General features: G+C 69.8%; 20 protein-coding genes. 10 read left to right on the forward strand and 10 right to left on the reverse strand.

Features of this window, described 5'->3' with window-relative positions; all coding sequences use genetic code 11:
• Positions 1–145: 145 nt before the first annotated feature.
• Complete coding sequence (locus ACFXI3_RS41950; protein WP_182889914.1) at positions 146–1,006, reverse strand: Bax inhibitor-1/YccA family protein; 861 nt, start codon at positions 1,004–1,006, stop codon at positions 146–148.
• 320 nt (positions 1,007–1,326) lie between these two features.
• Between ACFXI3_RS41950 and ACFXI3_RS41955 the strand changes: the two genes are divergently transcribed.
• The 4 genes from ACFXI3_RS41955 to ACFXI3_RS41970 all read left to right on the forward strand — a co-directional run bounded on the left by ACFXI3_RS41955 (position 1,327) and on the right by ACFXI3_RS41970 (position 7,066).
• Positions 1,327–2,814, forward strand: coding sequence for a collagen binding domain-containing protein (locus ACFXI3_RS41955; protein WP_378407361.1), 1,488 nt, complete (start codon positions 1,327–1,329; stop codon positions 2,812–2,814).
• Positions 2,815–2,833: 19 nt separating this feature from the next.
• Complete coding sequence (locus tag ACFXI3_RS41960) at positions 2,834–3,547, forward strand: class F sortase (protein WP_378407363.1); 714 nt, start codon at positions 2,834–2,836, stop codon at positions 3,545–3,547.
• A gap of 216 nt (positions 3,548–3,763) precedes the next feature.
• Positions 3,764–5,755 carry an SDR family oxidoreductase gene (locus ACFXI3_RS41965; protein ID WP_378407365.1) on the forward strand — a complete coding sequence of 664 codons (1,992 nt, stop codon included), beginning with the start codon at positions 3,764–3,766 and terminating at the stop codon, positions 5,753–5,755.
• Positions 5,756–5,875: 120 nt separating this feature from the next.
• Entirely contained in the window at positions 5,876–7,066 is a 1,191-nt protein-coding gene (locus ACFXI3_RS41970; RefSeq protein ID WP_378407367.1) for a cell division protein DivIVA, read from the forward strand.
• A gap of 308 nt (positions 7,067–7,374) precedes the next feature.
• On the opposite strand, the gene ACFXI3_RS41975 is transcribed toward ACFXI3_RS41970, so the two are convergent.
• The 4 genes from ACFXI3_RS41975 to ACFXI3_RS41990 form a co-directional block, all read right to left on the reverse strand.
• The gene (locus ACFXI3_RS41975; protein ID WP_378407369.1) at positions 7,375–8,697 is read right to left on the reverse strand and encodes an amidase; all 1,323 of its coding nucleotides are present in this window, start codon (positions 8,695–8,697) and stop codon (positions 7,375–7,377) included.
• A 10-nt stretch (positions 8,698–8,707) separates the two neighbouring features.
• The gene (locus ACFXI3_RS41980) at positions 8,708–9,343 is read right to left on the reverse strand and encodes a response regulator transcription factor (protein WP_344279883.1); all 636 of its coding nucleotides are present in this window, start codon (positions 9,341–9,343) and stop codon (positions 8,708–8,710) included.
• A 102-nt stretch (positions 9,344–9,445) separates the two neighbouring features.
• Positions 9,446–9,709: a hypothetical protein gene (locus ACFXI3_RS41985; RefSeq protein WP_378407371.1), complete on the reverse strand. Its 264-nt coding sequence runs from the start codon at positions 9,707–9,709 to the stop codon at positions 9,446–9,448.
• Complete coding sequence (locus ACFXI3_RS41990; RefSeq protein WP_378407373.1) at positions 9,706–9,999, reverse strand: WXG100 family type VII secretion target; 294 nt, start codon at positions 9,997–9,999, stop codon at positions 9,706–9,708. Before ACFXI3_RS41990 ends, ACFXI3_RS41985 begins: the two co-directional genes overlap by 4 nt.
• A 319-nt stretch (positions 10,000–10,318) precedes the next feature.
• Between ACFXI3_RS41990 and ACFXI3_RS41995 the strand changes: the two genes are divergently transcribed.
• The 3 genes from ACFXI3_RS41995 to ACFXI3_RS42005 all read left to right on the forward strand — a co-directional run bounded on the left by ACFXI3_RS41995 (position 10,319) and on the right by ACFXI3_RS42005 (position 18,389).
• The gene (locus ACFXI3_RS41995; protein WP_378407375.1) at positions 10,319–13,558 is read left to right on the forward strand and encodes a BTAD domain-containing putative transcriptional regulator; all 3,240 of its coding nucleotides are present in this window, start codon (positions 10,319–10,321) and stop codon (positions 13,556–13,558) included.
• Positions 13,559–13,622: 64 nt separating this feature from the next.
• Positions 13,623–17,243, forward strand: a complete 3,621-nt coding sequence (locus tag ACFXI3_RS42000) for a BTAD domain-containing putative transcriptional regulator (protein WP_378407377.1) — start codon at positions 13,623–13,625, stop codon at positions 17,241–17,243.
• Between the two features lie 69 nt (positions 17,244–17,312).
• Positions 17,313–18,389, forward strand: coding sequence for an alpha/beta hydrolase family protein (locus tag ACFXI3_RS42005; RefSeq protein WP_378407379.1), 1,077 nt, complete (start codon positions 17,313–17,315; stop codon positions 18,387–18,389).
• 1 nt (position 18,390) lies between these two features.
• On the opposite strand, the gene ACFXI3_RS42010 is transcribed toward ACFXI3_RS42005, so the two are convergent.
• Genes ACFXI3_RS42010 through ACFXI3_RS42025 form a run of 4 tightly spaced genes read right to left on the reverse strand, consistent with a single transcriptional unit; the run spans position 18,391 to position 21,978 of the window.
• A complete protein-coding gene (locus ACFXI3_RS42010; protein WP_378407381.1) occupies positions 18,391–19,218 on the reverse strand; it encodes a carbohydrate ABC transporter permease in 828 nt (275 codons plus the stop codon).
• Positions 19,215–20,099 carry a carbohydrate ABC transporter permease gene (locus ACFXI3_RS42015; protein WP_378407383.1) on the reverse strand — a complete coding sequence of 295 codons (885 nt, stop codon included), beginning with the start codon at positions 20,097–20,099 and terminating at the stop codon, positions 19,215–19,217. Before ACFXI3_RS42015 ends, ACFXI3_RS42010 begins: the two co-directional genes overlap by 4 nt.
• Before the next feature lie 5 nt (positions 20,100–20,104).
• Positions 20,105–21,370 carry an extracellular solute-binding protein gene (locus ACFXI3_RS42020; protein WP_344279900.1) on the reverse strand — a complete coding sequence of 422 codons (1,266 nt, stop codon included), beginning with the start codon at positions 21,368–21,370 and terminating at the stop codon, positions 20,105–20,107.
• Positions 21,371–21,384: 14 nt separating this feature from the next.
• Positions 21,385–21,978: a LuxR C-terminal-related transcriptional regulator gene (locus ACFXI3_RS42025; protein WP_344279903.1), complete on the reverse strand. Its 594-nt coding sequence runs from the start codon at positions 21,976–21,978 to the stop codon at positions 21,385–21,387.
• A 401-nt stretch (positions 21,979–22,379) separates the two neighbouring features.
• On the opposite strand from ACFXI3_RS42025, the gene ACFXI3_RS42030 reads away from it, so the two are divergent.
• The gene (locus ACFXI3_RS42030) at positions 22,380–23,351 is read left to right on the forward strand and encodes a glycoside hydrolase family 3 N-terminal domain-containing protein (protein WP_378407385.1); all 972 of its coding nucleotides are present in this window, start codon (positions 22,380–22,382) and stop codon (positions 23,349–23,351) included.
• Positions 23,352–23,381: 30 nt separating this feature from the next.
• A complete protein-coding gene (locus ACFXI3_RS42035) occupies positions 23,382–23,786 on the forward strand; it encodes a hypothetical protein (protein WP_378407387.1) in 405 nt (134 codons plus the stop codon).
• Positions 23,787–23,888: 102 nt separating this feature from the next.
• Here ACFXI3_RS42035 and ACFXI3_RS42040 read toward each other — a convergent pair whose 3' ends face one another.
• The gene (locus ACFXI3_RS42040) at positions 23,889–25,310 is read right to left on the reverse strand and encodes a tetratricopeptide repeat protein (RefSeq protein ID WP_378407389.1); all 1,422 of its coding nucleotides are present in this window, start codon (positions 25,308–25,310) and stop codon (positions 23,889–23,891) included.
• Positions 25,311–25,409: 99 nt separating this feature from the next.
• Here ACFXI3_RS42040 and ACFXI3_RS42045 point away from each other — a divergent pair, with 99 nt between their 5' ends.
• Positions 25,410–26,318: an alpha/beta hydrolase family esterase gene (locus tag ACFXI3_RS42045; protein WP_378407391.1), complete on the forward strand. Its 909-nt coding sequence runs from the start codon at positions 25,410–25,412 to the stop codon at positions 26,316–26,318.
• Positions 26,319–26,433: the final 115 nt, after the last annotated feature.

The following is a 26,433-nucleotide window of genomic DNA, read 5'->3' on the forward strand; positions in this document are numbered from 1 at the left end:
CTTTTTTTTATAAGATACTTTACACTTCCCGACCGGCCACAACAAACCCGCGGGCGGGGGGGGCTCGCTGTGGTTCGGCCAATAAAAACACAACCGGCGCCCCGCTTACCGCGCCCCCCCCCTTCCCGGCAACCTGCGCGAGAAGCTAGTCGCGCAGGTAAGACAGCAAACGCAGGATCTCGAGGTACAGCCACACCAGCGTGGTCATCAGGCCGAAGGCGGCGTACCAGGCCCACTTCGACGGCATGCCGGCGCGGATCATCTTGTCGGCCTGGTCGAAGTCGAGCAGGAAGCTGAACGCGGCGATGCCGATGACCACCAGGCTGAAGACGATGGCCAGCGGGCTGCCGTCGCGCAGCGGGTTGAAGCCGAAGAACACCGCGGTGACCAGGTTGACCAGCATCAGGATGGCCACACCGGCGACCGCGCCGACGATCCACTTGGTGAGCTTGGGCGTGACCTTCACCGCGCCGGTCTTGTAGACGACCAGCATCGCGACGAACACGCCCGCGGTGCCGATGAGCGCCTGCAGGGCGATGCCCGGCAGGAACACCTCGAACAGACCGCTGAGCGCACCGAGGAACAGGCCCTCGGCACCGGAGTAGACGAGCGTGAGGGGACCGCTCGGCTTCTGCTTGAAGATGATCACCAGAGACACGACGAGGCCCACCACGAGCCCGCCGATCAGCGCGCCGAGGAGCGGACCGCTCGGCGAAAGCCTGCCGAGGGAATCGCGCACGAGCTGGGACTGCGCCCAGATCGCCGTGAGCACGCCGACGACGAGCGCGACGCCGAGCGACATGCCGGTCTTGATGACGACGTCGTCGACCGTCATCGGACGGTCGGCGGAGGCGGTGCCCATCTGGCCGGGGCCGTAACCCGGGACGCCGCCTTGGCCCTGCGGCTGGCCGTAGGGCTGGTCGAAGCCGACGTTCGGCCCGTACTGCCCGGTCGCGGCCGCGCCGCGCGGGAGATTGCGGAACGCCGGGTTGCTGCTGGAACGCACCTGTCCTCCTGGACTTTATGGCACCTTGCATCGGGTTCAACGACCGCGGCGGCTCGCTGGTTCCCGTTCGGGTAAAGCCAATTTTACTCATCACCCGCACGGGTGGGGCGACCCCCGTTACGGCCACCGTAGGCGATGAAGGTCACGACCGTTCACCGCAGGTCACCCGATGGTCTCTAGACAACTCCCATAGTGACCCGCGAACCTTCACATCGCGTGTCCGGGAAGTGACCGAACGCGTGTCGGGGAGTTGTTCGATCAGGTGAACTGCGAGAACGCCGTTCAAGCGTCGGCAGGCACGTCGAAGGAGCCAACACACCATGGGGTGGATCTCACGCCCGCGCGCTCGCTGGCGCGCGGCCACCGGGCTGGTCGCGACCGCGCTGCTCGGCGCACTCTCCGTAACCACGCCGGGAATCGCCTCGGCCGCCGCAGACCCGGTCAAGGGCCCTGGCCTGAAGATCGTCCACGACGAGGGCGGCACTCCTTACGAAGATTGGCTCGGCTCGTACAAGGTGGGCGGCAAGAACGTCTTCTGCGTCCGGTTCCATCTGAAGGCGCCGGGCAGCGACGAGGCGTACCAGCCCGGCGATGAACTGCGGACGAAGTGGAACGAAAAGCTGGAGCCCGACGTCGCGGGCAACATCTCGTATCTGTTGCTGCGCTATGGCAACACCACTAACAACGACGAGGCCGCCGCGCTGGCCCACCTGCTGCACTCGTGGACTGCCAAGACGCACACTCCTGGCGACACGGACTTCGGCACACCCGCGGACAAGGCGGCCTATCCCGAGCAGAAATACTTCACCGCGCTCACCCCGGCCGCCAAGGACGACGTGGCCAAGATGAAGGCCGAGGCCGAGGCGAACCGCGGTCCCTGGACCGCGTCGGTCACCGCGCCGAAGGGCGATCAGCACCTCGGCCAGCCCGCGACCTGGACGGTCACGGTGAAGAACTCCGAAGGCAAGGGCATCCCGGACGTTCCGGTGAAGCTGACCGCCACCGACGGGACCGTCGGCCAGGCAGACAAGAAGGCGGACGCGGAGAAGGCGTCCGACTCCTCTTCCGGCAACTCCGCGCCGCAGGCCGCGCAGAAAGACACGACGCTGAAGACCGATGCGAACGGCACGGTCACGGTGAAGGTCACGCCCACCGGTGATCAGCCGAAGCTCGCCGCCTCGTTGTCCGCGCCCGCGGACAAGCCGACTGTGCAGAACCCGGTCAACACCAAGGACGGGATCCAGAGCGTCGTCGGCACCGGCGGCGAGAAGCAACTGACCGCGCAAGGCGTCGTAGCCGTAGCGAAGCCGGGCAAGGTGCAGGTCACCAAGACCGACGCCAAGACCGGCAAGGGCATCGGCGGCGCGACGCTGCGGATCACCGGCAAGGACCGCAAGACCGCGGCCACCAGTCAGGACGGCAAGGCGCTCAACGGGCCCGACGGGCAGCCCGCGGTGGTCACCACCAGCGGCGACAACGGGACCGCGACCGTCGAGAATCTGCTGGCCCCGCAGGAAGTGTGCGTGGTCGAGGTGAACGCGCCGCCGGGCTACACCAACGCGTTCGACCCGAACAACCCGCCCGCCGCGTGCGGATCGCTGACGCCGGGCGGCACACTGGCGCTGACAGTGGCCAATACGCCGAACGAAGTGCCGCACGCGATTCCCGCCGGCGACCTGCCGGTGACGATGGCCAAGGGCACTGTCGAGACGAGTTTCTCCACGGGCGGCATCGCGGGTCTCGCGGCGCTGGTGCTCGTCGGTTCGGCGCTGGTCGGGTTCGCCGCTCGGCGGTCGGCTCGGCGGTAATCGAAAGCAGCAAGGGCAGATGACCGGAAAAGGACGGCTGATCGGCGGGTTCGTGCTCGGCGCGGCAAGCGTGCTGGCAGTGGAACTCGCGACGGTCGTGATCAGTTCGCCGCCGACGACGGTGGTGGCCGGGAGCGCGTCCCCGGTCGCCGCCGCCGTACCGGCCGCTTCTCCTCAGCAAGTGGCTCCCGCGCCGCCTCCGTCGAGCAGCTCTGCGCCGCCCAGCAGCTCGGCGGCAACACCGCCGCCGCCTGCCGCGCCCGCGGAGCATCGGCAAGCGCCCGAACCCGGACCGCAGGCGCCGGGCACGATCCGGCTGCCCGGCGGCGGGACCGCGGCGATGGTGCGCCAGGATCTCGGGCCGGGCAACACGCTTCCGGTGCCTTCGGACATCGGCCAGGCGGCGTGGTGGGGCGCGGAGCTGGAAGCGGTCAGCGGCGCGAGCGTGTTCGCGGGCCACGTGAACTGGCGCGGCGCGACCGGCCCGTTCTCGGAGCTGTGGAGCGAACGCATCGGCGGCGTGGTGACGATCGTGGACCGCGCGGGAAAGACGAGCCGGTACCGGATTTCCCAGCTCGTCACCGTGCACAAGAACGACCTGCCGAGCCGGGCCGACGATCTCTTCGGGCAGGCCGGGCCGCATCGGGTGGTCCTGGTGACCTGCGGCGGACGCTGGATCGGCGGCAGCGACGGGTACGAGGAGAACCGCGTGGTCATCGCGGACCCGGTGTGAGGGGTCCCCTCGTGCCCCGCTGAGACCGCGCGAGGGAGCCGTTCGCGCAGTTTCCGCCGAGCCCTCCGTTCGCGGAAATCGGCCGCCACCTGCGGAACCCCTTGCGGAAGCTAAGTTACTTGCGAGTAACCTCACCCTGCCGCGTTGTGGTCAGAGCGGCGTCCATGCAGCAGAATGCCCATGGGTCAAGCGGCGGCACGGCGGAGGGTGATGGAAATGGCGACGTTCTTGGTGACAGGCGCGACCGGGTTGATCGGACGCCAGGTCACCCGGCGGCTGCTCACCCGGCCGGACGTGGAGCGGGTCGCGCTGGTGGTGCGCGCGTCGTCGCGGGAGAAGCTGGCCGCGCTCGTCGACGCGTGGCCGCATCCGGACCGCGTGACGCTCGTGACCGGCGACCTCGGCGAACCTCTGATGGGAGTGTCCGAAGCGGACCGGGAGGCGCTGCGCGGCGTCGACCACGTCGTCCACCTCGCCGCGCTCTACGACATCACCGCCGACGACGAAACGAGCATTCGGGCCAATGTGGACGGTACGCAGAACGTCCTCGACCTCGCCGCGGACCTGAACGTCGGCTGCTTGCACCACGTCTCGTCGGTCGCGGTCGCGGGCGACCACGAAGGACTGTTCACCGAGGACATGTTCGACGTCGGCCAGCGGCTGATCACGCCGTACCACCGCACCAAATTCGAGGCCGAGAAGCTCGTCCGGGACCAGCACGAGGTGCCGTGGCGGGTGTACCGGCCCGCGATCGTGGTCGGCGATTCGCAGACCGGCGAGATGGACAAGATCGACGGCCCGTACTACCTCTTCCCCGCGATCAGCAGGCTCGCCGGGCTGCCCGACATCCCGTCCGCGGGCCCGGATCTGGGCGACACCAACGTGGTTCCGGTCGACTACGTCGCGAAGGCGCTGCTGGAACTGGTCACCACGCCGGGTCTCGACGGCCGCGCCTTCCACCTGGTGAACCCCGAGCCGCAGCCGGTGGTGTCGGTCTACAACGCGTTCGCCCGCGCCGCCGGAGCGCCGACGATCACCGTGCAGCTCGGCGACAAGGTGTCGAAGGGAATCGTCGGGCTGGTCAAGCTCAGCGAGCACATTCCCGGGTTCACCATCGCCCGCGACGCGGTGCTGGAGCGGCTCGGCATTCCCCCGGTGCTGCTGGAAACGATGGATTTCCCCTCGGTGTTCGCCTCCGCGGAAACGCGCAAGGCATTGGCCGGAAGCGGCGTCGAGGTGCCCCGGCTCGACGAATACGCCGCGACGCTGTGGCGCTATTGGCGTGAGCACCTCGACCCGTTCCGCGCGCGCAAGCACGGTCCGCGCGGCGAACTGGACGGCCGCCGGGTGATCATCACCGGTGCGTCGTCGGGCATCGGACGGGCCACCGCGCTGAAGGTCGCCGCGGCGGGCGGCGTGCCGCTGCTGGTCGCGCGCCGGCAGCACGAGCTGGAAGAAGTGCGCGACGAGATCATCGCGGCAGGCGGCACCGCATCGGTGTATCCGGCGGACCTCACCGACGAGGATTCGGTGCGCAAGGCCGTGGACGCGATGCTGTCCGAGCACGGCCGGATCGACATGCTCGTGAACAACGCCGGCCGGTCGATCCGGCGGTCGATCAAGCTGTCGTACGACCGGATGCACGACTACGAACGCGCGATGGCGATCAACTACTTCGGCGCGGTGCGGCTGATCCTGGCGGTCCTCCCGCACATGTCGGAGCGGAAATTCGGGCACATCGTCAACGTTTCCTCGATCGGCGTGCAGGGAATCGCGCCGCGCTTTTCCGCCTATGCCGCGTCGAAGGCCGCGCTGGACTACTTCTCCCGGATAGCGGCGACCGAAACGCACGGCGACGGAATCACCTTCACCACCATCCACATGCCGCTCGTGCGCACGCCGATGATCCGGCCGACGAAGATCTACGACGCCTTCCCCACGAAATCGCCGGAGCAGGCGGCGGACATGGTGCTGAAAGCGCTGGTGCAGCGGCCGAAGCACATCGGCACCCCGGCGGGCCAGGCGATCGGGCTGACCTACACGCTCGCGCCGGGGCTCACCGACGCGATCGCGTACCAGGGTTTCCGGATTTTCCCGGACTCCGCGGCGGCGGGCGGCAGCGGGAAACTGAAGATCGGGAGGGGCGAGAAACACCTGTCCCGCGCGGCGATGGCGCTGGCCCGGCTGTCGCGCGGCTTCCACTGGTAGTGACGGCTTCGCGCGGCGGGTGAGGCCGTTCAGGCGAGATCGCCACGAAGAATCGACCCGGGGCGGTGATTCACCACTCCTGGCGGCACGCACGCCAGGTGCGCGGGTACGGTCGTGGGCATGGTTCCCGAGCGAGACAACGGCCTCCTCCCGCTGCGGCGCGAGTACACGGAAGCCTGGCGCGGCTTCGACCGCACCGAGGTGCGGCAGTACCTCGACCACCTCGAAGCTCAGCTGCACCGGCTGATCACCGACCGCGACGCGGCTGCCACGCAGGTCGCCACGCTGTCGCGCGAGCTCGAGGCGGCGCGCGGCGAGGTGTCGAAGCTGCAGTCGCGGGTCGAGGAGCTGCTGAAGCCGCCGGAGCGGCTCGAGGATCTGGACGAGCGGATGCAGCGCACGGTCTCGCTCGCGCACGCGCGGGCCGACGAGATCACCAAGCGCGCTCAGGTGGCGGCCGAGAAGCACTGGGCGTCGTCGACCGAGGCGTCCACGAAGCTGCGCGAGCGCTACCACCGCTTGGTCGAGGAGTTGGACAAGCAGGCCGAAGCGCTGCACTCGGAGCACGAGGCCGCGCTGAAGGAAACCCGCGCCGAAGTGCAGCGGCTGACGGTCGAGGCGGCGCAGCGCCGGGAACTCCTCGACAACGAAGCCGAGCGCAAGCGCCGCAAGATCGAGCGCGATTTCGACTCGAAGATCACCGCCGAGCGCACCGCGCACGAGAAGATGATCACCGACCAGCGCACGGCCAGCAAGAACCAGGCCGAACGCCGGATCGCGGAAGCCACCGCGGAGGCGACCCGCCGCGTCGAGGAGGCGACGGCGGAGGCCAAGCGCCGTCTCGACGAGGCGACCACGCAGGCGGCCCAGCGCACCACCGCGGCGACGCGGAAGGTCGAGCGGCTCGCCGAGATCCGCGAACAGGCCCGCAAGAACCTGGCGATGGCGGACGAGGTGCTCGGCCGGAGCGAGGGGCTGCTGACGGCGCTGCCGTCGGAATCGGTGCTGCCTGCTGCGTCGAAGCTGGTTGGCGGGGACGACCCGGCGAAGCCGGACCCGTCGCCCGCGCCGGTGGAGTCGAAGGCTGCTCAGTCGCCGTCTCCGTCGCCTAAGCCGAAGGCCGAGAACGGTTCCGCGGCGAAGACTCCGGCGGGCAACGGCTCGACCGCGAATGGCGGCGCCGGAAAGGGCGGATCGGCGAACGGCGGGTCGACGGAAAGCGCGGCTGGAAACGGCGCGAAGACCGGAAACGGCTCGACGGGGAATGGCGCGAAGTCCCAGCCGCAGACGGCGGGCAAGCCGAGCAGCTGACCCGCGGAGCGCAATGAGCCCGTCGGCCCGGAAACGGTTCGGCGGGCACTAGCGCGCGGCTATCAGAACAGGCCTGCCACGTGCGGCTCGGCAAAGAGCACGCCGACGGCTCGACCGGCAATTGCGCGACCACGACATCCCGTCTCGACCAGCGGCGGGCACTCACCAGACGAGCTAGGCCGCGAGCCAGCGGTCCAGCAAGGCAGCCCCGCTCGGCCCTGCGGTCAGGTCCGTGAGGGCCACCCGCACCGACTCTGATTCCCGCAGGGTTCCCCTCACGGACTTCAGCCGTCCGTGATGGGCGTGGACTAGACCGTCCGCGGCCAGGGGTTCGCCGACTCCAGTTCCGCGGCCAGTCCCAGCAGCAGCGGCTCTCCGCCGGGACGGGCGACCAGCTGCACGCACAACGCCAGGTCGTGGACGGGATGCCGGGCGACCGGGACCGACAGCGCTGGATACCCCGCCAGGTTCCACGGCCCGGTGAACGACGCCACCCTCGACGACGGGACCGCGTTCGCCAGCCAGGATTCTCGGTGCCAGCGGCGGGCTTTCAGCGGCAGCGTCGCCAAAGTCGGCGTCACCAGCACGTCGTGCGACTCGAAGAACCGCGCCGCGATCGCTTGCCATTCGTCGCGGGCCCGGTCGGTGACCAGGCGCGACGTCAGGCGGCCGAGGCGGACGTGGACGCGGGTTCGGGGCTGCAGGCGGGACCGGTCGAACGAGCCCGCGACCTGCTCGGCCGGACCGGCGAACCAGCGCGCGACCAGGCCGCCCAGTGCGCGGAGCGGATAGGCGGGAGTCGCGGAGACCACCTGGTGGCCGGATGAGCGCAGGAGATCGGCGGCCTGGTCGACGGCGGCGCGCAGGGGGCGCGGCAGCGGGGCCCGAGTGAACGGGACCTGGGTGGAGGTCGCGATTCGTTGCGGGCCGGGAGTTGCGAGCGTGGCCCAGTCTGGGCGGTCGGCCAAGACCGACATGAGGAGAGCGGCATCGGCGCTGGTGGTCGCCAGCGGGCCGTGAGTGGAGAGGCCGAACCAGCCCGGGTTGTCTTCGCGGACCACGTCCCGTCCGGGTTTCAGGCCGACGATTCCGCACATTCCGGCGGGGAGGCGAATGGAGCCCAATCCGTCGGTGCCGTGGGCGATGGGGACCAGACCGGCGGCGACCGCGGCGGCGCTGCCGCCGGAGGAGCCGCCGGCGGTGAAGGACGGGTTGCGCGGGTTGCGGGCGATGCCGTCCGGATCGTCGCTGGTCGGGAAGATGCACAGCTCCGGCACGCGGGTCAGGCCGACGATCACCGCACCGGCCGCGCGCAGGCGGGCGGCGATCAGGCCGTCGGCATCGGCCAGGGTGCGGGGGCCGGCTTCGGAACCCCAGCCCAGGTATTCGCCGGCGACCTCGGTGACGTCTTTGACCGCGACTGGGACACCGGCCAGTGGCAGCGAAGCCAGGTCCGGGCGGGCCGCGACTTCGGCGGCTTCGGCTCGTGCCTCGGCAAAGCGCACTCGGCGGAATGCGCCGACGACGCCGTCCGCCGCCGCGATCCGGGCGAGTGCTTCTTCGGTCACCTGGACCGGGTCCAGCTCCCCTGCCCGCACTCCGCGAGCGATCTCTACCGCCGTCTGCGCCATGATCAGAACATTAGATCGCGCCGGCGCGCAGGGCATAGGCCACGGCGTGCGCGCGGTTGTTCAGACCGCATCGGGTCATCAAGCCGTACAGCACGTTCTTGACCGTCCGCTCCGAATAACAGAGCTTCGTCGCGATCTCTTCGGTGCCGTAGCCCTCGGCGACCAGCCGCAGCACGTCGCATTCGCGCGAGGCCAGGCCGGACAGCGTGAGGCCGTTCGGCTCCAGCACGTCGCGGCGCATCCGCTGCACCTGCGCGAGCAGCGCGCCCTGCAGCCGCGGCGGCAGCGTCGCCGTGCCGTCCCCGGCGGCCAGCACTGCCGCGACCAGTTCGCCGCCGCCGGTTTCGCGGCGCGGCAGGATCGCGACGACGCCGCATTCGACGGCCGTCATCAGGTCACTCTCGCGGAAATGGTCGACGACGATCACCAGATGCGGTCCGGTCAGCTGCTCGGACTGCCTGCCGAGCTCCCGCACCTGCGACAGCACCCGGTCGGTCACGTGCTCCTCCATCACGAGGACCACGTCCGCCTGGCTCGCCGCGTCCTGGCCGAGCAGGACCAGCTCCGGACGCGAACCCAGCAGGCTCGCGGCTCCGGCCCGGGTGATCGGGTCCGAGGCGAGCACTGCGACCTTGACGAGCTTCACGACTACCCCCTCCACATTGCCTGCACGCAGTGTGGAGGGCGAGACTTCACGTTTTCTGGCGCGCGAGTGAAGGCCGATGAAGAAAACCGGTGTTACCGCAGCTCAGCCGCCTCTTTTCGGGTCTTCGGCGGAGATTTCGCGGAAGGCTTCGGCGGCCCGGTCGAGGCATTCGGGCATCCGGTCCAGCGCGGTCGACCACTCCCGTTTGGCCTCCCGGTAGCGGGCCCGCGCCGCCGCGGGCCAGCTCGCCACCTCGGGCTCCACTGTGGACTCCAGCTCGGCGAGCACCGCGCCGAGGTCGCCGGTGGTCCGGCGGATCCGGGACAGCACCTCGGCGGCCTGGTCGAATCCGGGATCGCCGCTCATCGACGGTCGGCGCACCGCAAGCGCTCATCTGAGCGCTCAGCGGCCGGAGACGCGGCGGTACCGCGCGCGACGTCCACGAGATCTGCCAGACTGCCCAGAATGCGATCGAACTGCTGCTCCCAATCGTTCATCGCCTGGCCGAACCGGACCGCCGCCTCGCCGCGCCACGACGCCTGCAGCGCCGCCATTTCGCTGTTCACCGTGCCGAAACAGGCGTTCGCGGCGTCGATCGCCGCCTCGAACCTCGCCGCCTGGTCTGCCAAGCCCGCCGGGGCCGGAACCGGGTCCACGCCTCCTCCTCACCGTCCGCACGTCCCGACCGCGATCGAGCGCGCGGGTTCCTCATCGAGGCTGCCGCAGGGATTCCCGTTCGGAAACCGGCGGGCGAGGCCGATGCCCCTTTGTCGCGGGAGGTGTGCCTGCCGGGCCGCCCGGCCGGTTTGCCCGGCGTTCACCGCGGGGCCGCCCCCTCGACTCTGTCCACCAGACAATTCGCTGGACAAGACCGGCAAAAGCAACCCGGGGCGGTCCCGCCACGTCACCTTTTCGGCGTAAGCTCACCAGTGGCATCCGGCGTGTGACGATCCGTCAGCGCGTGAAGGGAGACCGATGTCGGCATCCGGCGGCGTCCCGGCGCCGGAAATCCAGCTGCTCGGACCGGTACGAGCCTGGCTCGGCGACCGGCAGCTCGACCTCGGTTCCGCTCATCGGCGCACAGTCTTCGCGGTGCTCGCCTTCTCCCCGAACCGCACGGTCTCCCGCGAAGTGCTCATCGACGCGGTGTGGGGCGACGCGCCCCCGGCCAGCGCGCAGGGGAGCATCTACACCTATATCTCCGGTCTGCGCCGCGTCCTCGAACCGGGCCGCCGCAAAGGCGCCGAATCGCGGCTGATCGCCTCCACCGGGTCCGGCTACTCGCTCTGCATCGAACCGGAGCAGATCGACGTCCATCGCTTCAGCGCGCTGCGCGACCTCGGCCACCGGCTGCTTTCCGAGGGACGCCGGGCCGAGGCGCGGAGCGTGCTCGACGAGGCTCTCGCGGAGTGGGACGGCACGCCGCTGCAATGCCTGTCCGGTCATTACGCCACCGCGCAGCGGGTGCGGCTGGAGGAACTCCGGCTGGCGACCGTCGAACGCCGGGCCGAGCTGGCGATGGACTCGGGCGAGTCCGCCGGGCTCGTCACGCAGCTCGGCGAACTCGCCGCGGACCATCCGTTCCGCGAGCCGCTGCACGGTCTGCTCATGCGAGCACTTGACCACGCGGGCCGGCATCACGAGGCGCTCACCGTTTACACCGAGCTGCGCGAGCGGCTGGTCGAAGCGTCCGGCACCGAGCCGGGGCCAGCGCTGCGGGAGCTTTACGAAAAGCTGCTGGCCGCCGACGAGGCGGTCACGCCCACGCCGGTCACGAAAGTCCCGCGCTTCCCGTTGCCGGTGCTGCCGCCGCGCCCGGCGACATTCGTCGGGCGGGAGAACGAGCTTCAGCTGCTCAGCGAGGCCGTCGCCGGTCTCGGCGGCGGCCTCGGCCGTTCGGTGTGGGTCAAAGGCGAACCGGGCATCGGCCGGACCGCGCTGCTGGCCGAAACCGTCGCGCTGGCCCACGAAACCGGCTACACCGCGCTGTTCGCCGCCGCCGATTCGCTCGACCAGGGCTTTGCCTTGCGTCCGCTGCTGGACGCGCTCGGCGTGCACCCGCGTGCCTCGGATCTGCGCCGAGCGGAACTCGCGGTGGCGCTCGCCGAGAACCCGGAACTGGACCCGGTCGAGGGCATTCTCGGACTGGTCCGGCAGCTTTGCGCGGACGGTCCGCTCGCGCTCGTGGTCGACGATCTGCAGTGGGCCGACGAAACCACACTGCAGGTGTGGCAGCACCTCGCCCGCGAGACCCGGCGGCTGCCGCTGCTGCTCGTCGGAGCGAGCCGTCCGCTCCCCCGCTCGGCCGCGCTCGAAGCGCTGGCCGCGGACCTGTCGTCCGGCGGGACCTCGCCGCTGTGCCTGGAGCCGTTGCGGGACAACGAGATCCGGAAGATTTCCGCCGACCTCACCGGTGCGCCGCCGAACCGGATGTTCTCGCTGCTGCTCGGCCACGCCGCCGGGAATCCACGCTACGCCACCGAAATCGTCGAGACCCTGCTCGGCAATTCGATGATCCTGCTCGACGGTGCGCACGCGATCGTCGACGGTTCCTCGTGCCGTTCGATCCCGTCGCCGCTCGGCTCGCGGATCACGCTGTACCTGATCTTCCTCTCCAGCTCCGCGCGAGACCTGTTGCGCTGGGCGGCCTTGCTGGGCAAGGAATTCTCGCTCGCCGACATCGCCATCGCCACCGAACGCGCGCCGACCGCGCTTGTCGCCGCGGTCGAGGAGGCCCTTACCGCGGGGGTGCTGGTCGAGTCCGGCGATCTGCTCGCGTTCCGGCATCCGTTGCTGCGCCGCGTGTTGTACGAAAAGACGCCTGCCGCTATGCGCGTCGCGCTGCACCGGCAGCTGGCCGAGGCGCTCGACGGAGCGGGGGCGGGTGCGGAACGCGTCGCCGAGCAGCTCGCGGCCGCGCCTGCGCAAGTGGACCCGTGGGTCGCGAACTGGCTGGTCGAGCACATCGGAACGGTCGCCGCGCAGTCGCCGCGGATCGCGGTGGACCTGCTCAAACAGGTGGTCAAGCAAGCCGTGCTGCCTGCCGAGGCCCGCGAACCGCTCACTGCCACGCTCGCCCGGCTGCTGTTCTGGCTGGGCCGGGAGCCGGAGGCGGAGGCGCGGTCGGTGGTCGCGCGCACCAAGGACAGCAGGCAGGCCGCGGAGATGCGCTGGATCCTCGCCTACATCTATTACCGCCGCGGCGAATTCGCCGAAGCTTCCTCGGAAGTCCGCCGCACGCTGGCCGATCCGAAGGTGCCGGAGATGTGGCGCGGGCGGCACGAAACGCTGCGCGTGACTATCGAACGGTTCGCCGTCGATCATCAAGCAGCGGCACCAGATCTGTCCGAACTTGGCGTGCTGGACGGCCTCGACAACGACGCCGATCTGAGCACCGCGCGCAGGCTGGCCGCGACCCGCGCAGTGCCTGGCGAGATGCACCTGGCCGGCGCGGTGCACTACTACTGGCGTGGCCGCTGGAGCGAGGCTCTCGCCGAACTCGACACGGTGATCCGCGGCGGTGCGGAAACCGCGTCGTATGTGTTGCGCAGCCCGGGATCGGCGTTGCTGGTGCACGGCGTCGGCGCGCTGATCGCGAGCCACCGCGACGAGCCGGAGGAGGCACGCGCGCATCTCGACGCGGCGGCCCGGCATCAGTTCCCGCACGGTCTCGAACCGAACGGCGGCGACTACCTGCTCGCCGCGCGCGCTCAGCTCGCCGAGCTGGAAGGCGACCCGGAAGCCGCTCTCGCCGCGCTGCTGCCGCTGCTGGAGCAGAGCTATCCGCCCGCCGCGCGCCAGCAGTGGCTGCCCGACCTCGCCCGGCTCGCCATGCAGCTCGGCGACCAGCCGCACGCGTTCCGGGCGCTACGGCTGATGGGCGACACCAGCGGGTACGACACTCCGCCGTCGCACACCGCGGCCTCCGCGCACTGCCGGGGCCTGGTCACCGCGGATCCGGACGCGATCCTCGGCGCGGCCACGCACTACGAGGCCGCGGGCCGGATGCTCAAGCACGCGCGCGCCAGCGAGGACGCCGCGATCCTGCTCGCCGAGTACCGCCGTCTCGACGAGGCGCGCACGGCTTTCCTCGCGGCACTCACCAGCTACACCTCGGTCGGCGCGGCTTGGGACGTGCGGCGGGCCGAGACTCGGATGCAGCCGTACGGCATCCGGCGGGCCAGTCCGGTCCGCGCGCGTGCGGCAGGAGAGTAAACCGGGGTGGACTCGCGTCCATGATCGAGGCGGTAAACTCGGTCGACACGGCGAATGGAACGGCATGCCAGGGGATGTGCGGGTAACGGCGCTCGGCCCGCTGCGCGCCTGGCGCGGGACGACCGAAATCTCGCTCGGACCCGCGCGGCAGCGGGCGGTTTTCGCCATGCTGGCGGTCGCCGCCGGACGGCCGGTGCCGCGCGCCGAGCTGATCACGGGCGTGTGGGGCGAGTCGCCGCCGGCCAGTGTCGAAGGCAGCGTGCACACCTACATCTCCGGGCTGCGCCGCGCGCTGGAGCCCGAACGCACTCGGTGGTCCGCCTCGACCGTGCTCGGATCCGGCCCGGCCGGCTACACGCTCGACCTCGCGCCCGAAGCGCTGGACGCGGCGAAGTTCGAGCAGCACCGGGAAGACGGCAAACGCGAGGCCGAGGCCGGAGCGCACAACCGCGCGGTGGCCGAATTCAGCGCCGCACTCAAGCTCTGGCACGGCGAAGCGCTGTCCGGCGTGCCCGGCAATTTCGCCGAACGGCATCGCGCGTACCTGGCCGAGCTGCGGCTGGACACGCTGGACCGGGCTGCCCGCAGCAGGCTGGAAATGGGCGGACACCAGGAGATCGTCGCCGAGCTGACCGCGCTCACCGCCGAATATCCGCTGCGCGAATCGTTGCGGGCCTCGCTGATGCTCGCGCTTTATCGCAGCGGCCGGCATTCCGACGCGCTCGATGTGTTCCGCGACGCGCGCAGCACGATCCGGGCGGAGCTGGGCGTGGAGCCCGGGCCGGGCCTGCGCGAGCTGCACCAGCGTGTGCTCGCCGAGGACCCGGCGCTCGACCTGCAGCGACCGGCGATGCCCGAGCCGGTCGTGCGGGTGCCGCGAGATCCGTTGCTCGGCCGGGAAACCGAGGTGAGCAAGCTGCACCAGCTGCTCGACGGGGTCCGCGCGGGCCGGGGCAAGGCGGTGTGGATCGAGGGCGAAGCCGGGATCGGGAAGTCCGAGCTGCTGGCGCACGCGTTCGGCGACGCCGGTGGCCTGCAGGTCGCCTGGGTCACCGCGGACGAGCTGAGCATGCGGTTTCCGTTGCAGGTCATGCACGAATGCCTGGCGATCGACCCGCATTCGCCGGATCCGCGCCGCGCGCGCGTCGCGTTGAGCAGCGAGGAACCGACACGGCGCGGCGTCGACCCGGTGCTGGACTCGGTCGACCGGCTGCTGGCGCTCGTCGACGAACTGTGCGCCGAATCGCCGCTGCTGCTCGTGGTCGACGACCTGCAGTGGGCGGACGAGTCGAGCGTGCTGGTGTGGCATCGGCTGTCCGCGGCCGCCCGGCAGCTGCCGTTGCTGCTGGTCGCCGCGACGCGACCGGCACCGGAGCGGCCGGAGATGACCCAGCTGCGCCGCGGCGTCGAGACGCGCGACGGGATCGTGCTCGACCTCGGTCCGCTCGGCGAGGACGACGTCCTGCGCCTGTTGCGGAGGCAGATCGGCGCGGACCCAGGACCGCGGCTGCGGGACCTGACCGCGCGCGCCGGCGGCAATCCTTTGTACCTCAAGGAAATGCTGGACGCGCTGATGCATTCGGGCGCGGTCGAGCAGCGCGACGGGCTCGCCGACGTCCCGGATCCGCTGCGGTTCGAGCCGCCGGAATCGATTGTCGCGGCGGTCAATCGGCGGCTGGAGCTGCTGCCCGAGCAGACCCGGCACGTGCTGGGCTGGGGCGCGATTCTCGGCATGGAGTTCGCGGTCGGCGACATCGCGGCGGTGCTCGGACAGCGGCCGTCGGACCTGCTCGGCCCGCTCGAAGCGGCCGTGGCGGACAACATCCTGCTCGACACCGGAACCCAGCTCGCGTTCCGGCTTCCGTTGCTGCGTCAGACGTTGTACCACCACCTGCCGGCGGAAACGCGCGCCGCGCAGCATCGCCAGGCCGCTGAAGCGCTGGCCAAGATCGGCGCGCCGGTGAAGCGGGTCGCCGAGCAGCTCGTGGCCGTTCCGTCCACTGTGGACCCGTGGGTGCTGGACTGGCTCGTGGAGCACCAGAGCGCGGTGTCGAACCGGGCCCCGCTGATCGCGGTCGAGCTGCTGGAGCGCGCGCTCGCCGTGGTCGAGGACGACGATCCGCGCCGCGAGCCGTTGCTGGTCGCGCTGGTGCGGGTGCTGTTCCGGCTCGAACGAAGTCCCGAAGACCTTGCGCTGCAAGCATTTGCGGCGGCCCGCGATCCGGACAACGCGGCGGAGATGCGCCACATCGTGTCGGCGATGCAGTTCCGCCGGGGCGACGCGCAGCTCGCGGTGGAGACGCTCGGGAATCCGGCGGAGGATCCAGGAGTCCCGGAGCTGTGGCGGGTCCGGGGTCGCCACCTGCTCGCGAACTACCGGCGCGGCGGTCTCGACGACCTCGATGTCGCGGAGGAGAACGCGCATCACGCCCGGGCCGAGGCGAACGGCGACGGCTACCTCACCGCGCACGCGCTGCAGACGTTGTGGCTGGTCGATTCGGTGCGGCGGCATCATTCCAGCGCGCTGAAGCACGTGGACGAGGCGATCGCGGCCGTCGGCGACGAGCACGAACTGGCGGATCTGCACCTGGATCTGCTGGACAATCGTGTCTTCACACTGCAGAACCTCGACCGGCTGGACGACGCGAACCGCACGCTGCAGGAGGCCGCCGAGGTGACGCGGCGGCACAGCATGCCGAGCGGGCTGCAGGTTTCCGTCGCGGTGCACCGGTATTGGGAAGGCCGGTGGGACGAAGCGCTGGTCGAACTGGACACGGTGACCGAGGACGGTCCGGCGATCACCTTCTTCGGGCTGCGTGAACCGGGGGCGGCCGCGCTGCTGCTGCACGGGGTCGCGGCGCTCATCGCGGCACGGCGGGGCGAACGCGCGCAAGCGGCTGCGCTGCTGGACGCGGCGGAGGAACACGCGCCCGCGACGAGTGCCGAACGGGAGAGTTTCGACTTTCTGCTGGCCGCGCACGCGCTTGTCGCCTACCAGCAGGGTGATCTGCAGAAGGCGATCACGGTGTTCGAGCCGATCCTGAACCCGACGTACGCGCAGATGATGTTGCGGCATCAGTGGTTGCCGCAGTTCGCCCAGATCGCGCTGGCGGCGGGCGACCGGGCGGCGGCGGAGCGGGCGCTGGCGGTGTGCGTCGAAGAGGCGGAGAAGGAGCTCGAACCGGCGCGGGCATTCGCGGCTGCCGAATGGTGTCGCGGGTTGCTGGACGAGGATCCGGAGCCGGTGCTGCGGACGGTGGAGCATTTCCGTGCGGTGGGGCGGAAACCGGAGCTGGCCAGTGCACTGGAGGACGCGGCGGTGCTGCTGGCGCGAGTCGGCCGGTTGGATGCCGCGCAGGCCGCGTTTGATGAAGCAGCTTCGCTGTACACCGAACTCTCGGCGGCCTGGAATCTGGAGCACGCGGAGACGCGGTTGCAAGCGGTCGGCGTGCAGCGCGGGGCTTCGCTGGCGTCGGCGCGGCCCGAGCATGGCTGGGAATCGCTGTCGACGCTGGAGGTCCGCATCGCTCGGCTGGTCGCCGCTGGCCGGTCCAATCCGGAGATCGCGACCGAGCTGCGCATTCCGCGCCGGACGGTCCAGGCGCACGTCGTGCGGTTGCTCGGGAAGCTGGACGCACCGTCGCGGAGCGAGCTGGCGACCACTGTGGCGCGCCGGACGGGTTGACGAAAGTCGGGGGTCGCTGGAGACGGTCGGCAGGGGCGGGCATCCCGGGCAAACCGGCAGAGTTCCGGCATGCGCTTCCGAACCGTCCTCGCCGCCGCCCTCCTCGTCACCGCACTGGGCTCCGCCCCCGCCGCGGCCGAAACCGCGGTCACCTTCGAACTTCCCACGCCGTCCGGGCCGCACGCGATCGGCGAACGCGACGTCCACCTCGTTGACCAGGCGCGGAATCGGGAGCTGATGATCAGCGTCTGGTACCCGACCCGGCCCGGCGCTGGTCCGAAGGCGCGATATCTGCCCTCGGGGGCCGCCCAGTACTTCGACCAGGGTGCAGCACCGGCGCTGGGGCTGCCGACCGGGAAGGTCGACTGGGCAGCTGTCGAGACCCATGCCCGGGCGAACGCGCCGGCGCAGGGGCGGTGGCCGGTGGTCGTGTACTCGCCGGGCTGGGCATCGCTGCGGGCGCTGGGCAGCGCGACCGCCGAGGACCTCGCCAGCCGCGGGTACATCGTGGTGACCATCGACCACACCGGCGAGGCGCCGTTTGTCGTGTTCCCGGACGGGCGGGTGGTGTTCTCTCAGGGGAGCAAGGACCTGGTGGCGGGGATGCGGACGCGGGTCGCGGATGTCCGGTTCGCCCTTGATCAGCTGCCGGGCATCCCGGGGCTCGGGCAGTCGATGGACATGAGCCGGGTTGGGGCGATCGGGCATTCGTTCGGCGGGGATACCGCTGCCGAGGTGTCTACAGTGGACTCCCGGGTCGATGCCTCGGCCGATCTGGACGGTTGGCTCGCCTATGACGTCGATGGCAAGCAGCTCACGCGCGCTGGTGCGGAGGGGGTTTCGCGGCCGGTGTTGTTGATGGGGTCGTCCGGGAGCACCAGTGACGGGCAGGCGCGCAGCCATCGGACGTCACCGGCGTGGAAGTCGTTGTGGGAGCACACTTCTTCTCCGAAGCAGGACATCACCTTGGCTACCGCGATGCACTACAGCTACACCGATGTCCAGTGGTTCCTGCCCAAGCTGGCGCAGCGAGTGCCGGTCGATCCGAAGGTGCAGCAGACGCGGATCGGGACTATTGATCCCCGAGCGAGCATCGCCGTGCAGCGGTCTGCGATCGCCGGGTTCTTCGGGCGTTACGTCTCGTGAGTTACGCCCGGGTCAGACCGGTCGAGATGCTGCGCACCAGGTTTCGGCCGAGCAGCAGGAAGAGGATGATGACCGGCAGCACGCCTAGCGTCGCGCCGGTCAGCATCAGGGCGTAGTCGGTGAAGTAGCCGCTGGCCAGCTGGGACAGGACTACCTGCACGGTCGGCGTTTGCGCCGGGTCGAGGACGACCAGCGGCCAGAAGTAGTCGTTCCACGCGCCGAGGAAAGTCACCATGGCCAGGACAGTCGCTTGTGGACGGATCGCCGGGACTGCCACGTGCCAGAACGTGCGCAGCACCGACGCTCCGTCCACAGTGGCCGCGTCGACCAGGTCTTGGTCGATCGAACCCTCGCAGGCCTGGCGCATCCAGAACACGCCGAACGCGCTCACCAGCGCGGGCACGATCACCGCTTCGAGGCGGCCGTACCAGCCGAAATCGCTCACCACCAGGTAAAGCGGGACGACGCCCAGCTGCGCGGGCACCATCGCCGAGCCGACCACCAGGAGGAACAGCGTGTTGCGGCCGCGGAACCGGAGCCGGGCGAAGGAAAAGCCGGCGAAGCTGGACAGGACCACATTGGACACCATCACCGTCGTCGCGACGATCAGCGAATTGCCGATCGCCAGCCAGAAGTCGACGGTGGCGAACACGCGCTGGACGTTGTCGAAAAGGTGGCCGCCGGGCAGCAGCAACGGCGACGTCTCGCCGATCGCCGCGTTGTCCCGAGTGGACACTACGAACGACCAGTACAGCGGGAACAGCGACGAGGCGACCAGCCCCACCAGCACCGCGTACACCCAGCCCCCGGCCCGGCCCCGGCGGATCACGGCGTACCTACGAAGCGGCGGACGAGCCGGTAGTTGAAGACCGCGAACACCAGGCAGATCAGGAACATCACCCACGACAAGGCCGCCGCGTATCCGGCGTCGAATTTGCCGAAACCCTTTTCGTACAGATACATCGTGAGGGTCTGGAATTGCCGGTCGTTGCCGCCTGCGCCGCCGTTGCCGGTGGCGTCGAACAGCTGGGGTTCGGCGAACAACTGGAGGCCGTTGACCGTGCCTGCGACCGCGGTGAACGCGATGGTCGGCCGGATGCCGGGCACGGTGATCGACCAGAACGACCGCCACCGCGAAGCGCCGTCGAGCGCGGCCGCCTCGTACAGATCCTGGGGCACCGCTTGCATCGCGGCCAGATAGATGAGCGCGTTGTAGCCGGTCCAGCGCCACATCACCATGCTCGCCACCGCGAGATGCGACGACCATTGGTGCGACTGCCACGACACCGGCGGCACGCCGAACCAGCCGAGCACCTCGTTGACCACGCCGTAGCCCGAGCTGTACAACTGCGCGAACACCAGCCCGACGGCGACCACGGACACCAGGTTCGGCAGCAACAGCCCGGCCCGCCACCAGGTCGCCGCGCGCAGCGGCCGGTTCAGCAGGGCGGCGATGCCGAGCGCGAGGAAGAACTGCGGAATCGCGGCGAGCAGGAAGATGCTGACGGTGTTGAAAAGCGCGTTGTAGAACCGTGGATCACCGAACAGCTCGACGTAATTGGAGAAGCCGAGGCCGCCTTCCGGACCGGAAAGCAAATCCCATCGGTGCAGCGAAACCCACGACGTGTACAGCAGCGGGAACGCGCCGAACACTCCAAAAAGGACAAAGAACGGCAGAATGAAGACGTAAGGGGTGAGCTTCCGGTCCACGACGGCTACTTGATCGCGTCGCGGCCCATCCGGACCGCGTCGGCCCACGCCTGCTCGACGTTCTCGCTCCCGTCCTCGATCCGGCCGAGCGCGCGACCGAATTCGGGACGCACGTCGGCGTCGTGCAGGCCGCGGTAATTCGGCCGCAGCCGATCCGCCGACGCCGCGTAGATCTGGCCGACCGGCGCGTTCGAGAAATAGGGATCGGTGTGGGCGATGACCTGCGGATCCTGATACACACTCGGTTCGCTCGGCAGGATTCCGTCGGAAAGGAAAAGCCGTTTCTGCTGCGCGGGCGCGGTCAGCCACTGCGCGAGATCGTAGGCTTCCTTCGGGTGCGCACTCTGCTTCGGCACGGCGAGGAAGGAACCGCCCTGGTTGCCGCTGTTGCCCGGCACCGTGGTGACGTCCCATTTGCCGCTGACCGCGTCTCCGCCGGCTTCCTTGATCTGCGTGAGCATCCACGCCGGACACGCGATGGTCGCGAAGCTGCCCTGTTTGATCGCGACGTTCCAGGCCTGCGTGTACGTCGTCGCGCCGGCCGTTTCATGGGCTTGCGCGAGGCCGCCGGACAATTGGAAGGCGTTGCGCACGCTGGGGTTCTGGTCGGCGATGTAGGAATCGTCCTTGGCGGAGAAGTAGTTCTCCGGCGACTGGTTGAGCATCGCGGTGTAGACGGTGCCCGCCGAATCGGCGAACTTGACCTTCGGCAGCTTCTCGGTGAACCGGGCCGCGGCATTCGCGTAACCCTGCCAGTCCGGCATCAGCTCCGCGACGTCCTTGCGGTCGGTGGGCAATCCGGCCTGCTGGAACAGATCCCGGCGGTAGCACATCGCGAGGCTGCCCATGTCGGTGCCGAGCCCGAACACGTAATCGCCCGAGGTGCCCTGCGCCCACTTCCACGACGCCCATTGCTGCTTCAGCTTGTCCGCGCCGAAGCCGGCCAGATTGACGAATTTGTCCTTGGCCCGGATGTACTTCGGGAGGTACTGCTCCTCGACCGCGACGACGTCGGCCGCGCCGCGCCCGGCCGCCAGCTGCGTGGCGAGGCTCTTGAAATGCGTGTCGAAATCGGTGACCCGGCTGCGGATCTCGATGTTCGGATGGTCTTTCTGGTACTGCTCGAACAGCGGCGCGTAGCCGAACTCGCCGAATGTCGCCACGCTGAGCGTGATCTTCCCCGAGGACGCGGCGGAACCGCACGCGGCCGCCAGTACCAGGAATGCGGCGGCGAGCGCGGCAACGGCCGGGCGCCGGGTCAGCTTTCGCACGTGGTGAGCATCCTTTAAATCACTCCGGCGCGCAGCGCGTAGGCGACGGCGTGCGGACGGTTCCGCAGCTTGAGCCGGTTCGTCATGCCGTAGATCACGTTCTTCACGGTCCGCTCCGAGTAGCAGAGCTTGTTCGCGATTTCCGCGGTGTCCCAGCCCTCGGCCATCAGCCGCAGCACGTCGACCTCGCGCGGCGACAGGTTGGTGTGGTCGCCGCCCCGGCGCAGGGTCTCGGCCTGGTGCAGCAGATCCCGCATCGAGGTCTCGCGCCCGGAGGCGGCGGCCACGATGCTGCGCACCAGCTGGTCTCCGCCGATCGCGTCGCGCGGCAGCACCGCCGCGACGTGCCAGGCGGCCAGCTCGGCCAGATCGTCGGCGTCCACGTACCCGGCGACGAACACGATGGCCGCGGGCGTTTCCGAGGCCGCGGCCCGCAGCGCCGCCTTCACCTCGCGAGTGACGCGATTCGCGGCGAACACGAGCACGGCCGCTTCACCGCGCTGCTGGCCCGGCATCACCCGCACCTCGCGGCGCGTGCGCAAATGGTCGATGAGGCCCGCGAGGGTGATCGGGTCCGAAGCCCATGCCGCAACCTTGACCTGATTCATCGCTGCCTCCCCGGTGCAGAGCACTCGCCTGTCGTGTTCCAGCAGTGTGCCCACCGCGGCTTCACGAAATCTCTAGTCGGGACGCGCTCATTCTTCACAGCGTGAAGTTGGGCCCGCCGGTGGGGTTCGGTTACCGTCACGGAGACCTGTCCGGACATGCAGAGGAAATGATGAAGGCGCACGCACGACCCCGCTGGATCACCGCAGGCGCCGTCAGCGGCTTAACGCTCATATGTGCACTTTCCGCGTGTGCCGGGGATCGTTCCGTTTCCGGAACAGCAACGCCCACTCCGCTCACAGCGCCGAGCGCGGGCAGTTCGCCGCAAGCAGCTCCACCTGCGTCAACCTCCCCTTCGCAGACTGTGCCGGGACAGCTGACGTGTGCGGCCGCGGTGTCGTCGATGGATCCGCGGGCGCGCGTGGCGCAACTGGTGGTGCCGGGCGTCAACGCGGGCGACCCGGCGGCCGTCGCGCAGCTCGTGCGGACGCAGCAGGTCGGCGGGATCTTCGTGGGAGACAAAAAGACCACGCTGTTGCAAAATGGCGCGCTCGACGGCGTCCAGCGAGCCGCGAAGATCCCGGTTTCGGTCGCGGTCGACGAGGAGGGCGGACGCGTGCAGCGCATCGACGACCTCGACGGCTCGCTCCCGAGCGCCCGGCAGCTGGCGGCCTCGAAGACGCCGGACGAGATGCGCGCGATCGGCGAGCAGCGCGGCAAGCAACTGCGGGCACGCGGGGTGACCGTCGACTACGCCCCGGACGCGGACGTGAGCGACGAACCCGACGACGCGGTGATCGGCGACCGTTCTTACAGCCCGGATCCGGAGAAGGTCCGGCAGTACGCGATGGCGTTCGCCGAGGGCCTGCGCGCGGGCGGGGTGCAGCCGGTGCTCAAGCATTTCCCGGGCCACGGCCACGGATCCGGCGATTCGCACCGGGGAACCGTCGTGACGCCGCCGCTCGACCAGCTGCGCCGGGTCGATCTGGTGCCCTATCGCGATATCTCGGAGTACGGGCAGGTCGGGGTGATGGTGGGGCATCTGGAGGTCCCTGGGCTTACCGGGGACGAGCCCGCGTCGCTCGCGCCGGAGGCGTATCGGTTGCTGCGCAACGAGTTCCACTTCACCGGGCCGGTGATCACGGATGATCTCGGCGGGATGAAGGCGATCACGGACCGGTTCGCGCTGCCGGACGCGGTGCTGAAGGCGTTGCAGGCGGGGGCTGACCAGGCGTTGTTCTCGTCCGGGCACAACGACGTGGGGGCCGTGGTGGATCGGCTGCAGCGGGCGGTGGAGAGCGGGGAGTTGTCCAGCGCGCAGGTGACGGCTTCGGTGGAGCGGGTGTTGGCGGGCAAGGGGTTTTGCCGTCCTTGACCTGGGTTGGGTGCCGGGTAGCGTCGGAGCGTGAAGCCGATTCTGCTGCTCGACGTGGACGGGCCGCTGAACCCTTTCGCGGCCGAGACTCCGCCGCCCGACTTCGTCGAACACCAGTGGCGCGCTTCGCGATGGCGGAGGAAGGCGCGCCGGGCCTGGCTCAATCCGGCGCACGGGACCGCGCTGCTCACTCTCGCCGAACGGACCGGTGCCGAGCTGGCTTGGGTGACCTCGTGGGAGGGCGAGGCCAATGCCACCATCGGCCCGGCGCTCGGGTTGCCCGCGCTAGCCGTGGTCGGCGTGCGCGCCTACGAGCAGCATCCGGACTGGAAGTTCGGCGCGGTCGGCCGCTTCGCAGCGGGCCGGCCGTTGGCGTGGCTCGACGACGACTTCGAGCTGTTCCCCAGTGCCCGGCAGCGATTCCTCGAACGCTGAGGATGCCTCGTGACCGCACTGATCCCGGTCGACCCCGCCGCAGGCATAGGTCCGGACCATCTCGCCGCTGCGGAAACCGCGCTCCGGCAATGCTCCTGAGACTCAGTCCTCCTCCGCCATGACCTGGGCCAAGACAGCGGCAGCACTCACCGTCTGCGGATGGTCCTCCCCCAGCGCCCTGCGGCACCTCGGCAGCAGATCCTGCAGCACCGCAAGAGCCGCGGCCCGGTCGCCGAGGCGGAGGTGGGCCTGGACCAGGTTGCCGGTCGTCCGCAGGGTGCCCAACGCGTCGGGACCGAGGGCACGACGGCTCCGGGCGATGACGTCCTCCGTCTGGTCGCGGGCGCGTTCGTATTCGTTCAGCCCCATATACGCCACGCACAGGTTGCTCGCGACGGTCAGCGCCAGCGGATCATCCTCGCCCAGGACACGGCTCACCCTGGGCAGGAGATCGGTCAGCAGGTCGCGCGCCTGCGGGTAATCCGTGGTGCCCACCAGGCAACCCGCCAGGCGGTTGGCGGCGGCGAGGGTGTCCGGGTGGTCTTCGCCGAGCGCCGCGGTCCATTCGGCGTGAAGGATGCGGCCCAGGGCGACACCGGGGCGGGCTTGGCCGGAGACGAAGAGGTAGCGCAGCACTCGGATGAGCAGCGCGCGGTGCTCCGGCGGTTCGTGGCTGTGGAAGTCCGGCTCAGCGGCCGACATCCGGATGGCATTGGCGACCCGGCGGTATTCGGGCCAGGATTCCTTCAGGTCGGGGTCCAGGTCCACGGAGGTCGGAGCCTCCGCGAGAGGCGGCAGCACCGGATACGGCGGCGGTTGTGGGCCATCCCAGAGTGAAGCGGGCGCGCCGTCGAGCAGGCCGGCTGGGCAGCCTCGTTCGTGGAACAGGTCGCAGCCGGAGTTGAGCACTGAAGGCGAGCGGCCCGAGAAGAGAACCGGCACCGGATACGCGTGGAACGGCTCGCCCTCGTTGTCGATGACGGTGGTGCCGTGGCGACCCGCGCAGGTCCAGTCCACTTCCAGGCGCCAGGCGACCTCGTGGGTGGTGGTGATCGGTTCGATCTCGAACTGCTCGATGTCGGTCGCGCTGACGGTGAACGGGAAATCCGGGCCTTGCGCGACCAGCCGTGGCGACGGGGCGTCGAAATCGGTCGTGAACGGGCGCGGTTCCAGCAGGCCGCCAATCCGGACCTGCAGGCAGGCCGGGCGCGGAGGGGTCCGCGAAACGATCACGACCCGCGCGGATTGCAGGACGACGGCGCGGGTCGTTCTGGCTTCCACGGTGATGATGTGGACGGTTCCGCCGGGGACGGCGACCCGCGGTGGATCGCTGTCGAGCACCAGGTCAGCGAGGGTGCCGCCGGGTCGCAGCCGGACCGAGGCGAGGAGCGGGTCGGCCAGCTCCTCCGGGGTGTCGCCCGACCGGCCGACATTGATGTCGCCGTGCACCGCCCCGGCCATCACGACCTTGTCGAAGCGGCCGCCGGTGATGCGGTTGGCAGAGGACTCTTCCGCGTCCGTCACCCCGGCGAGCCTAGCCGTTAACTCAATGAACGAAAGGTTCGTCCGGGGCCGATCCGGGGTGACTATGGTCGCGCTCGCCCGTCGATCGAGGAGGATCGGATGTCCGGACGTTTCCGTGCAGGCGTTGCCGTAGTGGCGGCGGTCATCGGGCTCGGGGTGCCGGCCGCGCCGGCGTCAGCTGAACAGGTGCCGACGACGACGGGGTGCGGGCAGGCGGCTCCCGGAGCGGGCACCACGACGGTCGAGCATCTGACGTCCGGCGGGATCGATCGCGAGTACCGGATCTACGTGCCCGCGCGGTACAACCCGCACCGGCAGTACCCGGTCGTCCTCTCCTACCACGGACACGGCCGCACGGCGGAGTACCAGGAAGAACTGTCCGGCTTCTCCGGCTCGGACGTGATCGCGGTGTACCCGCAGGGCGTCACCGGCACCGACGGCAAATCCGCCTGGACCGGCGCGCCCTACTCGGCCCCGGTCGACGACGTCCGGTTCACCGGCGACCTCCTCGACTCGCTGCAGCACCGGATGTGCGTGGACCCGGCGCGGATCTACGCGGCGGGCAAATCGAACGGCGGCGGGTTCGTCGGCGTGCTGGCGTGCCGGATGGCCGACCGGATCGCCGCGTTCGCCCCGGTTTCCGGCGCGTTCTACCCCCAGGGCGGCGCCTGCCAGCCGAGCCGGAAGGTCGCGCTGCTCGACTTCCACGGCACGGCCGACACCACCATTCCCTACACCGGAAATCCGGCTAAGGGGCTGCCGTCCGTTCCGGACTGGCTGAACGGCTGGGCCGCGCGCGACCGGTGTTTTCCTTACCCCGTCTCGGTTTCTCCGGTCCACGACGTGGTGAAGCAGTGGTGGCCCGGATATTCGCTGGTGCATTACCGAGTGGAGGGGGCCGGACACGTCTGGCCGAGCACGCGGCCGAACAACGATTCCGACACCCCCGGCCCGATCGACGCCACCCCGGTGATCCTTCAGTTCTTCAAAGCGCATCGCCTCACCTGAGTTCCCGCACCGACTGGGCCGCGGTCCGTGAGGGGAACCCTGAGAGGGTGTTGTGGAACCTGGGTGGTTAGTCGTCGTGGTCTTCTGTTAGGCGGCGGGCTGCTTCGGTTTCGAT

The sequence above is a fragment of the Amycolatopsis sp. NPDC059235 genome, from assembly GCF_042754125.1.
In the GTDB taxonomy this organism is placed as follows: Bacteria; Actinomycetota; Actinomycetes; order Mycobacteriales; family Pseudonocardiaceae; genus Amycolatopsis; species Amycolatopsis albidoflava.